Raw genomic sequence first — 13,961 nt, 5'->3', positions numbered from 1 at the left:
GCTGGCTCAAATCTAATTGAAGCGAGATAGCTGCCGTACCTTCATTTCTAGATAAGATTGGTATGTCTGGTAACGGGCCAATAGGCTATTCCCCGGTTGAACCTTAGGTTTCATGCTTGGTTGTGCCCAGTCAGACATGAAAATTTATAAAAAATCTATTTTTGTATCTAAATAGGTATTGAATTCAGGCAATAAAAAAAGGATAATAAAAACATGCAACCTGTTGATGACCATCAAAATCAGTTTGATAAAAATGAGAACAGTATTTTCGGCTCTATATTTTTAAGTATGATTGTTATCGGGGTGCTGGTATTTTCTACCATTGTGGCCGTTAAATATATTAACCCGCGGTCATATTTAAAACAGGTATTCGGCAGTAAAGGTTATGAAGTAACAAAGCCATTGAAAGACCTTCCCATCCTAACAGAAGCAAAAGAAACCATCGACATAGCACAAATAATTAACCTGAGAGATATGCTCCAAAATCATGAGTTTGAGCGGCTCAATGCTGTTTTGAAAAAATATCAGCATTGTTTTACAGAAGATCAAACCGATGAATATAAGGTTTATGATGCCTATCGCACCTTTTATTTGACTGATTCTTTGTACGAAGCACTCTTTGTAAAGTGGATAAACAATTCCCCTGACAAATATCAGCCCTACCTTGCTCTTGCAAATTATTATTGTGCAAAAGGCTGGGAGAGCAGGGGGTATAAATTTAAAAAAGAGACATCGAAAGAACAATTTGAAGGGATGCGATTCTATTTCTCAAAGGCGGAGGAAAATCTTAAAATAGCACTTAAAATCAACCCTGATTTAATGGTAGGCTATAATCTATTAATAAATATCTATAACGCTACCGGAAATGATGCGGCTGAAGACGAAACGATTGAAAACGCCACAGCGTTATTTCCCCATTCTTTTCTTGTCAGATATGTCGGTGCCTGGGCGAAACAACCGCGATGGGGTGGAAGCTATAAAGATATGGAAGACATCGCAAAACAAGCTGAAAAATATTCCGCTATTAATCCGGAACTCACCGCGTTATATGGCTTAATATACTACGATAGAAGTAGAATGAATAGACGCAATAAGAGATATAAAAGAGCAATAGATCTATTAACGAAAGCCCTTACATTTGGTGACCAATGGTCGATTTATTATGAGCGGGTAAAGATTTATCATTTTGACTTAAAGGAGTATGATAGTGCTCTTGAAGATATTAATCGATGTATTGAACTTCGCCCTGTAATAGATAAAATTTATCGAATGCGGTCCAGAATATATTTTGCCAAGGGTAACTATAGTGATTCCTTGGAAGATCTGCGTACAGCGGAGCTTTTAAGACCCGGTGATCCTTCAACCATAAAATGGAAAGAGTGGGCATCTAAAAAACTATTAAATAAAGGTTATAGGCTGATTAAAACAGATAATGATGCGGCTTTTGAGAATTATAACTTGTCCATTGATTTCGATAATGACAATTTTGAATCCTATTACTGGCGAGGTGTTGCCTTTTTTCAATTAGAAGATTTCCAATCCGCATTATCAGATTTTAATCGTGTCATAGAAATTAATCCTCATCATTTTGAGTCATATCGAATGGTGGATTATATCCTCGCCAAAGAAAAACAGTGGAGTAGAATAATCGAGTACTGGAACAGATTTCTTGAACTGGAACCCGATCATGCCACAGCATATCTTGAAAGAGCCGGTACGTACTATCATAATAAAGATTTTGAAAGAGCATTGCACGATTTGGAAAAATCCTGTGGTTTGGGAAACAAAGAGGCTTGTAGACGATATGAAAGTTTGAAAGCAAGATTATAGCTGAAAAACACATCACTTAAAACGGTAATTTCAAATAACAAAATACAAAGAGAGCTCATGGTCGGCTTACCCAATCCGAACCCTCTAATCTCAAGACTTGACAGAGGAGCTACTTTCTAACCAGTTATGAAAACCAATGTTGCAATCCCGAATAACAAATCCGGCACTTCTGGAACCAAAGGCACGCTGGGTACATTTGCCGGTGTATTCACCCCAAGCATTTTAACTATCCTGGGTATCATTCTATTTCTTCGACTGGGTTATGTGGTCGGTAATGCCGGTCTGGGCCTTACCCTGGTTATATTGCTTTTGGCCAATGGTATTTCAGTATTGACCAGCGTTTCCCTTTCCGCCATTTCCACCAATCTTAAAGTTAAAGGCGGTGGCGATTATTACCTGATTTCCCGTACCCTCGGGCTTGAATTCGGCGGTGCCATCGGCATTGTTGTTTTTCTGGCCCAGGCGGTCTCCATTGCGTTTTATTGCCTCGGATTCGGCGAGGCCTTGGCCGCATTGCTGCCGAATAATTCCAGTATTCTTCCTCAAATTATTGCCGCCTTGGCGGTTTCTTTTTTATTTATCTTCGCCTGGCTGGGAGCGGATTGGGCAACAAAATTTCAATATGTGGTTATGGGTATCCTGGCTGCAGCCATCCTTTCATTCTTTATCGGCGGATTTGTCAGATGGGATACTGCCCGGTTGATCCAAAACTGGGCTTCACCGCAATCGAACCTGGGTTTCTGGGTATTGTTTGCTATTTTTTTCCCGGCGGTCACCGGCTTTACCCAGGGGGTGAGCATGTCCGGAGATTTAAGGGATCCGGGGAAAAGCTTGCCACGTGGTACATTCACGGCCGTGGGTGTATCCATCGTCGTTTATATTCTATCCGCAGTGATATTTGCTGCTGCACTGCCGGCTGATATCATGATGAGCGATTACGGTGCAATGAAAAAGGTGGCCGTTATAGACTTCCTTGTTACCGCCGGTGTGATTGCGGCCACTTTGTCTTCTGCCATGGCTTCTTTCCTGGGTGCTCCGCGTATTCTGCAATCACTGGCCGGTGACCGGACTTTTCCATTTCTGGTAATGTTTGCAAAAGGCTCAGGACCTGCCGAAAATCCGAGACGAGGCGTTTTACTGGCTGCCTGTATTGCTTACATAACCATCGCTTACGGGCGTCTTAATCTGATTGCTCCGGTCGTTTCCATGTTTTTTTTAATTTCCTACGGTCTTTTAAATTATGCCACCTATTATGAGGCGCGTTCGGCCAGCCCATCGTTTCGTCCCCGGTTTCGCTATTTTAATAAATGGATCAGTTTGGTCGGGGCATTGGCGTGCCTGGGCACCATGCTGGCGGTTGGTCTTTATGCCGGAATCGTCGCCGTTGCAGTGTTGTTTGCTATTTTTCAATACCTTAAGCGAACCGCCGGCCCTTCACGTTGGGCAGACAGCCGCAGATCATATCACCTTCAGCTTGCCAGGGAGCATTTGTTGGCTGCCGCCGAAGAGCCGGAACATCCGCGCTACTGGCGTCCACAGATCCTGGCTTTTTCAAATAATCCTGAGCGCCGTGCTCAACTTCTTCGCTTTTCCTCCTGGATTGAAGGTGGCAGCGGGATAACCACCGCCGTGCGAATTCTTGAAGGCCAGGGATTGAAAATGCGAAAGATGAAAGAGGAAGCTCAGGCACAGCTTCAACGGGATATTATTCAACACGGTGCCCGTGCGTTTCCCCTTGTGGTTGCAGCCCCAAATCATCAAATCGGTATCCAGGCTGTGGTTCAAGCATACGGGGTGGGATCTTTAAAAGCCAACACGATTATTCTCAACTGGCTTGGCCAGGTAGCTAAAAAAATTCTAAGCTTAACTGACGAGGACTTTGGTAAAAATCTTCGCTGGGCACATTTTTATGGCTGCAATATTGTCATTCTTGATGCGAAAACAGATAAATGGACTTCCCTTGAGGAAACCGATGATAGCGCCAAGCAAATTGATATTTGGTGGTGGGGTGATGCGACCAGTCGCCTGATGCTCCTGATTGCTTATTTGATGACACGGCATGAACTGTGGAACGAAGCCAAGATCAGATTGCTGGCTGCCGATATCAACCAAAAAGCCGACCAATCAGTTGAAAGCCTCAAGGCCATGCTGGAGGAAGTACGTATTGAAGCTGAGCCGGAGATAGTTGAGGATGTCAGCGCCGAAACCATCGCGGAGTATTCAGCAGGTTCTTCGGTGGTTTTTCTTCCATTTCGCATCAAGAACAATCAGGTGGTGGACCCTTTGGGCAATTCGATGGAGAGTACGATTTTTCTTTTGCCGGTGGTGGCGATGGTTATGGCTGCCGAAGACATCGATCTGGATGCCGAGCCGGAGGAAGGCAAAGCTGCTGAGATGGCACAAGCGTCAGATGCACTGGAAGACGCCGAGAAAAAGGCGCAGGCGGCTGAAAAAGAGGCCGAGAAAGCGATTGAATCTGCTGAAAGGGCAAAAGACAATGCGGAAAATCTGATGGCGGATCCCGCCGGGGTGAATGAAGATCTCCAAGCAAAAGCGGAAAAAACAGCCAGAGATGCTGAAAAACAGGCAAACAAAATGTCACGTAAAGCAGCCAAAGCGGCCGCTAAAGCCGAAACAGCCGCTTTGGAAGCCGAAGCCGCCGGAGTCTTGCCGGAAAAACCTGAAGTGGAAAAACCCAACAAGAAAGACGCTTCTCCCGATTAGTTGAAGAAGATGGTTCGAGGTGCCAAAGGCTAAAGCATTTCACTAAGCCAGAGACGCAATTTTTTATGAAAATGTCACCCGTTAGACGTGGTGAAAAAATCCAAAAAAATTTAACATTTTTGCTTGATGACAACTAGCTATAAACTAAAGAAAATTTTATTTATTTCTTTAATCATCTTTTGTTCTCCGGTGCCCCAACCCCTTTTTGCGGTTCAGCTGGAGTTTCTATCTATCCCTGAATTGGTGGTCCGGTTTGAACCTCCGCTGAAAGGCATGGCCGAAGATGTGGTCCATATATATCCACCTATCAAATCGAATTTGGAAAAAACTTTTGGCTGGAAGATGCCTTTCAGACCGACCGTGTTCCTGATTCAGCATAAAGAATATTTTCAACGACTCAGCGGGAATAAGCTTATCGTTGCCTTTGCAGCACCGGCGGAAAATCTTATGGTGATTGACTGCTCCAGGCTGCACATCCGCCCCCATCGGCTGGATCAAATCCTGAAGCACGAAATGGTCCACCTGATTCTTCACCGGCATATCAGGAGTGCCCATCTGCCACGGTGGCTTGACGAAGGTGTGGCTCAATGGCTTAGTGAAGGCGTGGCCGAGTTGCTGGAAGCACCGCAACGGTATATTTTTGAGGAGGCGTTGCTGTCGGGAAACCATATACCTTTGAGAGATCTAAATCACCGCTTCCCCGCCGATAAAAAGAACCTTATGCTGGCGTATGCCGAAAGCCGGAGTGTGGTGGATTTTATCTCAGACCGGTATGGCGACCACAGCATATTTGAAATTTTACACCATCTCCAAAAAGGAAATGAAATTCACACCGCATTTGCTGAAACTCTGAATACTTCACCGGAAGAAATCGAAGATCAATGGATTAGGCGACAACACAGGCCGACCACCTGGTTTATTTTTCTGACCGGCCATATTTATGAGTTTCTGTTTCTTTCCGGCGCATTGTTAACGGTCATTGGGTTTATCCGATTTTTAATTAAAAAACATCAGTACAGAGATGAAGATGAGGATTAAAACCAGCAGCTTCAGATTCTGGTTACATATGGAGGTAGTATGTTTTCAGGGTATTGGTAAAGATTTATTACCGGCTGGCAGGAATATTTATTATCCGTAAGGATAAACTCTTCCAGTCATGCTTTGATTCTCCTTTTTCAACATGGTGCCAACGGTTATTTTAGTTCTTGACTTATACGTGCCGGTTTGCTAGGGCTTGAGATATATAAAAAGAAAATTTAACTAGCGGGGTGGCTGCAAGACGCCTGAGATTACACCCTTTGAACCTGATCTGGATAATTCCAGCGTAGGGAAACGACACATACGAATTTTCTAAATTCACCCAAAGCCGTTTCCTTGCAAAACGGCTTTTTTTGTGGTCTAAATTCTATCTACAGTCTCTCCTCGGTAAAAGAAGATAGGAGAAAAATCATGGAAAACTTGGCTTTAAATGCGGCTAAAAACCTGGATGCCGTGAGAAACAAAAAACCGCTTATTCACAACATTACCAACTATGTGGTAATGAATTATACGGCAAATGTACTTCTTGCCATGGGTGCATCGCCGGTGATGGCGCATGCCCCAAATGAAGTCGAACAAATGGTCTCCTTTGCCGGTGCACTTGTACTCAATATCGGCACACTTACCGATGAGTGGATTGATTCAATGATTGTAGCCGGGAGAAAAGCAACCGCGCTGAAAACGCCTATCGTTCTCGACCCGGTTGGGTCCGGAGCGACATCACTGAGGACGAGCTCTGCCAAAAAAATTATTGATCAAACCAAAATCAGCGTGATCAGGGGAAACGCATCGGAAATTCTATCACTCAAAAACAGTGAATCAAAAACCAAAGGCGTTGATTCCATCCACAGCGTGGAAGATGCTTCTTATGCTGCCAAAACCTTGGCCGAAGATTTGCAAACCACTTTAGCCATTACAGGTTCTGTTGACTTGATTACCGATGGGGACCGTATAGTACGTGTTTCCAATGGTCACCCGCTTATGTCCTGTGTGACCGGAACCGGATGCACGGCAACCGCAGTGATCGGGGCATTTTTAGCGGTGGACGATGACCCGTTCAGCGCGACGGCAACCGCACTGGCTTTCTTTGGTATGGCAGGGGAGATAGCAGGTGAAAAAGCAGAAGCACCGGGGAGTTTTATGATTAAGATGCTTGATGCCTTGTATCTCATTACCCCGGAAAAACTGCAATCCGGCTGCCAAATTGAGGAATGATTGAGGAATATTAAAATGAAAATTGCCTCAATCGATTATTCTTTATACCTTGTCACCGACAGAGGTCTTTCCCGGGGAAGATCCACCCTTGAGATTGTCAAAGCCGGTGTTGCCGGAGGAGTCACCTGTGTTCAGTTGCGGGAAAAAAACTGTTCTACGCTTGAATATATCCATGAAGCCTTATCCATCAAACAGTATCTAAAAAAACATAATATACCGCTGATCATTAATGACCGGGTGGATGTGGCACAGGCCATTGGAGCAGACGGGGTACATCTTGGCCAGACAGATATGCCATTGACCATGGCAAGAGATATTCTGCAAGGTTCAATGATTATCGGAATATCCGCCGAATCGGTTGAGGATGCAATTTTAGCTGAAAAAGGCAGTGCGGATTATATCGGTGTCAGTCCGATTTTTTCAACCCCGACAAAAACCGATACAGCCCCACCCCTTGGTCTTGAGGGATTAAAGGAAATAAGCCTGGCGGTAAAGATCCCCAAGGTTGCCATCGGTGGCCTTAACAGAAAAAACGCAGGCCAAGTCATCATCAATGGTGCCAGCGGAATTGCCGTGGTATCAGCCATTGTTTCCGCAGCTGATCCTCGCAAAGCCGCTGAGGAATTAAGTGATATTATCAAGCAGGCACGTATCCCATGAAGTTAAAAGATATCGGAGAGTTCGGTTTTATCGAAAAGATCAGTCAGGGCTGTTTAATCCGTCCTGACCGTGTAATCAGGGCAATCGGTGATGATGCGGCCGCCTTTTTTACAGATACCGGACTTGTTTCGGTGGTAACCACAGACTTGCTGGTTGAACGGGTCCATTTTATACGCGACGCCACCACCGGTTTTAATCTGGGGTATAAATCCCTGGCTGTAAATTTGAGCGATATTGCCGCCATGGGGGCAACCGCAAGAGAGGCGTTTGTCAGTGTTGCCATTCCTGAAGATTGCGCCACCGACTTTCTTGAAGAGGTTTACCGTGGGATAAAAGACTTGGCCGGTAAATTTAATGTCAACATTCTTGGCGGCGATACCACTCTTTCCATGAAGGACTTGATTATAAATATTTCTGTTTCAGGGAGTGTTCCAAAGGAGGAACTGCTCCTGAGAAATGCAGCACGGCGCGGAGATATCATTTTCGCTACCGGCTTTCTGGGTGACAGCCGTGCAGGACTGCATCTGATACTGAATCATATAACGGCTGATTCTAAGGAATTCAAACAACTTTTTCATTCGCATATTCTCCCAAGGCCTTTTTTAAGCGAGGGCCGTTTTCTGGCATCTCAAACCGGTGTGCATGCAGCAATAGACGTCAGTGACGGGCTTTCTTCCGACATCGGTCACATCGCAACGGAAAGCAACGTCGGTGTAAGCCTGTACGCTGAAAAAATCCCTGTTTCAACAAATCTGAAATATTTTTGTAACCGATTTGAGTTTGATCCCGTTGAATTTGCCCTTGCCGGCGGCGAAGATTATATTTTGTTATGCACCGTGTCTCCGGATCATGCCGATACAGTGGCCCAAAAATATCTAAAAGCCTTTAACCGCCCCCTTTATTCAATCGGAAAGATCACAGACCCGGGGAAAATGGAAATCATCGATTCGTCAGGCCGAGCAAAAAAATTTAAACCAAAAGGGTGGGATCATTTTAAATCAAAATAAGAGGGGTCGGGGAGTTTTTCAATTTCTGCACCGTTCGTCTGGGGAATAGCCCATTCGCCCGTACAAACCTTAACAAATGATTATAGTCCTTTGTACGCGCCCCCTATTCTCTGCGAAGCTCATACAGGCAGAGACGATCGTCGCCGCCGTGGAAATCTATCTACTGGGGCTAGCTCAGATCTAATCTCAGCGAGATAGCTGCCGTACATCAGTTTCTCGATATTATTGTTAAGTCTTGTACGGGCGAATGGGCTATTCCCCAGACGAACCGCTGACAATCATTAAAACACAAACAGGTCACTAAAAAAGTTTTTGATAAAAAACTTCCCGGCCCCTCAATTAATTGGGATTATCTCCAAAAGAGTAGGAAGGATAGCCAAATGAATAAAAAAGACTCCAATAATCAGAATACAAGTCGCACATATCGCAAAGTGCTCACCATTGCCGGATCAGACAGCGGAGGCGGGGCAGGCATACAGGCGGATTTGAAAACCATAGCCGCAATGGGTTGCTTTGGCATGTCTGTGATTACGGCCCTGACCGCACAAAATACCAAAGGGGTGACAGGAATCCAACCCGTTCCGCCCGATTTTGCCGAAAAGCAGATGGAGGCTGTTTTTTCTGATATCGGTGTGGATGCGGTGAAGATCGGAATGCTTTACTCCGCAGAATTGATCGAGACAGTCGCACGGGTATTGAAACAGTATAAGATCGATAAAATTGTTTTGGACCCTGTAATGGTGGCCCAAAGTGGTGATAAACTGCTAAAAGACAATGCAATTGAAGCGATTAAGAAACACCTGATGCCGCTTTCCAGTGTGGTCACGCCCAACCTTCCTGAAGCATCGGTTTTGCTGGATTGTAAATTGCACGATTTCAAGGATATAAAAAATGGAGCCAAAGATCTGTCCGAATACGGAAGCCGAAGTGTACTTATAAAAGGCGGGCATCTTGAAGACAACGACAGTAGTGATTTTCTGTATCTTGCCAAAGAAGACAGGTTTGTTGTACTGAAAGGAAAGCGTATAAAGACCAAAAACAATCATGGAACCGGCTGCACACTCTCTTCGGCCATTGCCTCCTGTATGGCAAAAGGGTGTGGAATTGAAGAAGCTGTGAGAAAGGCCAAAGCATATATCAATGAAGCCATTCGTGCCGGTTCAAAGTATAAAATAGGCCACGGCCATGGTCCTGTACACCACTTCCATAAATTCTGGGAGTAGCGTTTTTACTGAAACCGGTAGTAAATACCCGAAGCAATTGCCCACACTAGGACAGCAATAGTTAAGATGATACAGATCACTGCCATTGTTTTATGAACGGAGCGTTCGGGTTTTTTCTCCTGATAACCCAGAATGAAGCCAAACAGAATGCCTGCCAGAATTCCACCGCCATGTCCCCAGTTGTTTATGCCTGGAATAATGAACCCGAAAAGAAAAAGTCCAATTACCCATCCAGCTACCTGCCGGTAAATGGCCTGTCCGTATACCCCGCCCCTGCTTTTGCCGTAGAAAAGCATGGCGCCGATCAAACCGCATATCGATGCAGAAGCGCCGATAGTAAATAACACATTGAAAAAGCAGGATATCCAGTAACCGATGACTCCACTTGCCGTATAAATGATAAACATGCGACTGATACCGAATTCCCGTGCAACCAGCGGAGCCAGCTGCTTGAAGGCAAACATATTGAAAAGAATATGAAGAATTCCGCCGTGGAGATAATTCGCCGAAAGGAGTGTCCACCAGCGATCAAGCCGGTCAACCGGGTAAGCTCCGGTTGCGCCTAAAAGAAAAAGGCTTTTATTGTCCGGTGATAAAAAACTGAGCGGGTTGAGAGAAAAACCGGTTAACAGCGGATTGAATAACAGAGAAATGACATACATCCCGACGTTGACATAGATAACCATTTTGATGAGTTGATCTGTATTCAACAGCCCCCTAGTTAAAAAATTATTTGCCCGCCATGAACCGGGTCGGCGAATATCACAATAAGGGCACCTGAGTTCATCCGTGCTGATCAACTTTCCGCAGTTGGGACACAGGATCGATTTTCGTTTTTGATTCATTATAGACATACCTTAACATTGATGAATTAGTAAAAACTCAAGTTTGGCACCTTTTCGTTTATTAAAAGCCATTGACGGTAAGGGATAAAAATAAATTTTAAAAGCGAAATATACTGCCGGTGATTTTAACGACGGCGCCAATTAATAAATATAAGATTGATGGTTGATACCTTATTCAATCGAATATGTTATATCTTGTTTGCGCCTGATCCTATTGGATGACCCGCCGGGTGCCATTTCCAAAATATAAGAAATTGATGTCGCTTTAAAAATGTTATTTTTACCCCTTACCGTCTTAACAGCAATAAAAATCAGGGGTGCAAAACTTGAGTAAAAAGTATTTTAATAAGCGTTTAATGGGTTGTAAAATGTCATTTTTCACCACAGAGCTCGCAGAGAGCACAGAGAATAGCTTATTTTATTAACTGGTTACCTCTGTGAGCTCCGTGTTCTCTGTGGTAAATTCGACTTTTTACGACGCCATCAACCATAAATAATCCTTTTGCTAAACACAACAAGTTTTGGTTTAAAAAGAGGGCTGCTGGTTTATTATCACAAATCTTTGTGTTGCTTAATGAATATAATAATATTATAATAGGCGGTCAAATTTGGTACGGAGTGTGAATGATTAAAAAGATAATTTCAGGGGGGCAAACAGGGGTTGATCAGGCAGCGATTGATGTGGCCATTAAAATGGGCATTCCGTATGGAGGCTGGTTGCCCAGAGGGCGAAAAACTGAAAAGGGACCTTTGCCTGGCAAATACCTGTTGCAGGAGTTGCCTGACAGAAGTTACTCTAAAAGAACCGAAAAAAATGTGATTGATGCGGACGGCACGTTGATCATTTCACGCGGAAAACTTACCGGGGGATCAAAATTAACCGGGGAAATTGCTGAAAAAAATGATCGCCCGTGTCTCCATATAGACTTGAATAAAACCATTGCTTTTAAGGCCGCCGAACAGATCAAAAGCTGGATCGACACACATAAAATTGAGGTGTTGAATATTGCGGGCCCAAGAGAAAGCAATGATCCAAATATTTATCAGGCTGCTGGAGAAGTTCTGGAAACCGTTTTACATCTTGATATTATCGACTTTTCCATGGCGGATCCATTTCCTACCGATGATGGTCGCAGCTTATCCACATCCAACCTTCCCAGGACAGTAGACAGGGCAGTGAATATACTTCTTTCCGAGCTTTCCTTTAAGGAAAAAACAAGATTGGTGAACATGCCGGAAGAAAAGTTAAACGATCTAAGACTATCCCTTGGCAAAAGTATCAAAGATACATTTAAATTGGGAGAGGAAAACCAGGACCTTCTGAAATCCTGTAGATTTCTTTCACAAACCGGCAGGTTCAGGGAAGAGGATGCCGCTTTAATCATTATAAAAGAATTATGGAAAAAGCTGAAAAAAAAAGCAAACGTGTTGCGAATCGTGAAATAATGATAACTTTAAAGGATTAAAGTTTTTTGGTTGTTTTACCGATATTAAACCAGGCATCATCGAGAGCGAAAATAAAATCTGGAGAAAGCAGCTGGTTGCGGTTATTATTTGAGAACCTTTAGCCTTTGCGAGAAACTTAACAATGGATACGAGCAATAGAATTCAGTTTAAAAAACCAAATCTTTCTGAGCTAACCAAGAAATATACGGTGGTTGACCTTCATTTTCACACCCATTATTCAGATGGGAACAACTCAATTAAAGAAATCGCTAAACAGGCCGGAAAACTGGGCATAGGAGTCGCCATCACCGACCATAATGAAATCAAAGGGGCGGTTGAAATCGATTCTTATAAAGATGTTCTAAGCATTCCAGGTATTGAAATCACATCCAAAGAAGGGACCCATATCCTGGTCTACTTTTACGATGTGAACAGCCTGAAGCGTTTTTATCAACACGACGTGAAACCATTTCTGGGTGATACCATTATGAGCTCAACTTCTCTGAAAATGGAAGAAATAATTAAACGCGCCCGGGCATATAAAACGGTTACGGTTTTTCCACATCCTTATTCCCCTGTTTTTACCGGAATTTACAACTCATATTTTCCGGAAGAACGATTGGACCGATTGTTTAAAGTGATTGACGGGGTTGAAGTGATCAATTCAGGCAATCTCAAAAAATGGAACTTAAAATGCGCTTTGCTTGGTTTTAATCTGAATAAAGCCATTACCGGCGGAAGTGATGGCCACACCCTGGTCTGTTTAGGTAAGGTGGTCAGTTATGCTCAATGCAAAAATACCAGGAAAGCCTTTCTGGATACTGTAAGTAAAAGAAAGAACAAAGTCATCGGAAAAGAGATTAACATGCTCAGAAAGATGACATCCAACGGCCGAAAAATCAGAACAGGTCTTAAAAATTATCCGGATCTTGTGGAAAAGAATCTAAAATATGGCTATACGGTTATCAATTTGAAATCAAAACGACTGAAAGATAATGTGAAACGCAGAATTAATGGGAGGACGATTTAAAGCATATTATGCTGAATTAGTTCAGTTCAGACTAAATCTGACAACGCACTTGAAAAATTGAGGGTTACCGATTTTGATGGAATTCTCTCTTCAGTATGAAACAAGACACTTCCTTCTACATTACGGGGAAGTTTCAATCCTTGTTTTAATGGATTTCTCTCTTCAGTATAAACCCACAGGAGGTAACACATGGCACCAAAGAAAGTTTCAATCCTTGTTTTAATGGATTTCTCTCTTCAGTTGTAATAAAGCTGCTGTTTAAAGCAGGATCGCCGGGTTTCAATCCTTGTTTTAATGGATTTCTCTCTTCAGCAAAACAGATACGATCATTTAAGACACTCTAAAAGTGTTTCAATCCTTGTTTTAATGGATTTCTCTCTTCAGTACCACCGGAGCCATATTGCACTGAGGTAGAGCAGGGTTTCAATCCTTGTTTTAATGGATTTCTCTCTTCAGTCAGCACTAAATAGCTCTTTCATCACATGCAATCCAAGTTTCAATCCTTGTTTTAATGGATTTCTCTCTTCAGTACCTATTGATCAGCCTGAAATAACTCCACCTGATCGTTTCAATCCTTGTTTTAATGGATTTCTCTCTTCAGTTTCCTCCCAATCATCCCATACCAAGCGAGTAGGCAGTTTCAATCCTTGTTTTAATGGATTTCTCTCTTCAGTTGCGAGCCTCCAGGGGTAATAGCAAAGATATATGCGGTTTCAATCCTTGTTTTAATGGATTTCTCTCTTCAGTTAAACCATTTATGCGAGCCTCTCGCGGTAATAGGTTTCAATCCTTGTTTTAATGGATTTCTCTCTTCAGTAGCACTAAATAGTGTCTGAACGACAATTGAAAACTGTTTGAATTTACGATGTAAAATCGCATAGAAGTAAAACGAAGATTTTCCAGAAAATGCATAATTTACTTGCATTGGCAACTCGTTAAAGGT

General features: G+C 43.3%; 10 protein-coding genes, 1 CRISPR repeat array and 1 riboswitch. Of the genes, 9 read left to right on the top strand and 1 reads right to left on the bottom strand.

Features of this window, described 5'->3' with window-relative positions; genetic code table 11:
- The first annotated feature begins 213 nt into the window (after positions 1-213).
- From SWH54_19625 to thiD, 7 genes are all read left to right on the top strand, one after another.
- On the top strand, positions 214-1,830 hold the full coding sequence (locus SWH54_19625; GenBank protein ID MDY6793479.1) for a tetratricopeptide repeat protein: 1,617 nt from the start codon (positions 214-216) through the stop codon (positions 1,828-1,830).
- A gap of 126 nt (positions 1,831-1,956) precedes the next feature.
- Complete coding sequence (locus tag SWH54_19620) at positions 1,957-4,554, top strand: amino acid permease (protein MDY6793478.1); 2,598 nt, start codon at positions 1,957-1,959, stop codon at positions 4,552-4,554.
- A 126-nt stretch (positions 4,555-4,680) separates the two neighbouring features.
- A complete protein-coding gene (locus SWH54_19615) occupies positions 4,681-5,592 on the top strand; it encodes a peptidase MA family metallohydrolase (protein ID MDY6793477.1) in 912 nt (303 codons plus the stop codon).
- 216 nt (positions 5,593-5,808) lie between these two features.
- A riboswitch (TPP riboswitch) is annotated at positions 5,809-5,902 on the top strand.
- 101 nt (positions 5,903-6,003) lie between these two features.
- A complete protein-coding gene (gene thiM, locus SWH54_19610; protein ID MDY6793476.1) occupies positions 6,004-6,807 on the top strand; it encodes a hydroxyethylthiazole kinase in 804 nt (267 codons plus the stop codon).
- Positions 6,808-6,822: 15 nt separating this feature from the next.
- Positions 6,823-7,467: a thiamine phosphate synthase gene (gene thiE, locus SWH54_19605; protein ID MDY6793475.1), complete on the top strand. Its 645-nt coding sequence runs from the start codon at positions 6,823-6,825 to the stop codon at positions 7,465-7,467.
- On the top strand, positions 7,464-8,474 hold the full coding sequence (thiL, locus tag SWH54_19600; protein MDY6793474.1) for a thiamine-phosphate kinase: 1,011 nt from the start codon (positions 7,464-7,466) through the stop codon (positions 8,472-8,474). The genes thiE and thiL overlap by 4 nt, the downstream gene beginning before the upstream one ends.
- A gap of 380 nt (positions 8,475-8,854) precedes the next feature.
- A complete protein-coding gene (thiD, locus tag SWH54_19595; GenBank protein MDY6793473.1) occupies positions 8,855-9,697 on the top strand; it encodes a bifunctional hydroxymethylpyrimidine kinase/phosphomethylpyrimidine kinase in 843 nt (280 codons plus the stop codon).
- A 5-nt stretch (positions 9,698-9,702) separates the two neighbouring features.
- Here the strand turns inward: thiD and SWH54_19590 are convergent, their stop codons facing one another.
- The gene (locus SWH54_19590) at positions 9,703-10,542 is read right to left on the bottom strand and encodes a rhomboid family intramembrane serine protease (protein ID MDY6793472.1); all 840 of its coding nucleotides are present in this window, start codon (positions 10,540-10,542) and stop codon (positions 9,703-9,705) included.
- A gap of 624 nt (positions 10,543-11,166) precedes the next feature.
- Here SWH54_19590 and SWH54_19585 point away from each other — a divergent pair.
- Both SWH54_19585 and SWH54_19580 read left to right on the top strand, forming a co-directional pair.
- Positions 11,167-11,988, top strand: coding sequence for a putative molybdenum carrier protein (locus SWH54_19585; GenBank protein ID MDY6793471.1), 822 nt, complete (start codon positions 11,167-11,169; stop codon positions 11,986-11,988).
- Between the two features lie 142 nt (positions 11,989-12,130).
- Positions 12,131-13,018, top strand: a complete 888-nt coding sequence (locus SWH54_19580; GenBank protein ID MDY6793470.1) for a PHP domain-containing protein — start codon at positions 12,131-12,133, stop codon at positions 13,016-13,018.
- Between the two features lie 58 nt (positions 13,019-13,076).
- Positions 13,077-13,835: direct repeats of the CRISPR family, unit length 37 nt; unit sequence GTTTCAATCCTTGTTTTAATGGATTTCTCTCTTCAGT.
- Between the last annotated feature and the right edge of the window lie 126 nt (positions 13,836-13,961).

The sequence above is a fragment of the Thermodesulfobacteriota bacterium genome (assembly GCA_034189135.1).
Classification (GTDB): Bacteria; Desulfobacterota; Desulfobacteria; order Desulfobacterales; family JAUWMJ01; genus JAUWMJ01.
This window is presented reverse-complemented; position numbering and strand designations above follow the sequence as displayed.

Coding starts and splice junctions, on each gene's coding strand:
- thiL (MDY6793474.1), top strand. CDS start 7,464: ATGAAGTTAAAAGATATCGGAGAGTTCGGTTTTATCGAAAAGATCAGT.
- SWH54_19615 (MDY6793477.1), top strand. CDS start 4,681: ATGACAACTAGCTATAAACTAAAGAAAATTTTATTTATTTCTTTAATC.
- thiD (MDY6793473.1), top strand. CDS start 8,855: ATGAATAAAAAAGACTCCAATAATCAGAATACAAGTCGCACATATCGC.
- thiM (MDY6793476.1), top strand. CDS start 6,004: ATGGAAAACTTGGCTTTAAATGCGGCTAAAAACCTGGATGCCGTGAGA.
- thiE (MDY6793475.1), top strand. CDS start 6,823: ATGAAAATTGCCTCAATCGATTATTCTTTATACCTTGTCACCGACAGA.
- SWH54_19580 (MDY6793470.1), top strand. CDS start 12,131: ATGGATACGAGCAATAGAATTCAGTTTAAAAAACCAAATCTTTCTGAG.
- SWH54_19590 (MDY6793472.1), bottom strand. CDS start 10,542: ATGAATCAAAAACGAAAATCGATCCTGTGTCCCAACTGCGGAAAGTTG.
- SWH54_19620 (MDY6793478.1), top strand. CDS start 1,957: ATGAAAACCAATGTTGCAATCCCGAATAACAAATCCGGCACTTCTGGA.
- SWH54_19625 (MDY6793479.1), top strand. CDS start 214: ATGCAACCTGTTGATGACCATCAAAATCAGTTTGATAAAAATGAGAAC.
- SWH54_19585 (MDY6793471.1), top strand. CDS start 11,167: ATGATTAAAAAGATAATTTCAGGGGGGCAAACAGGGGTTGATCAGGCA.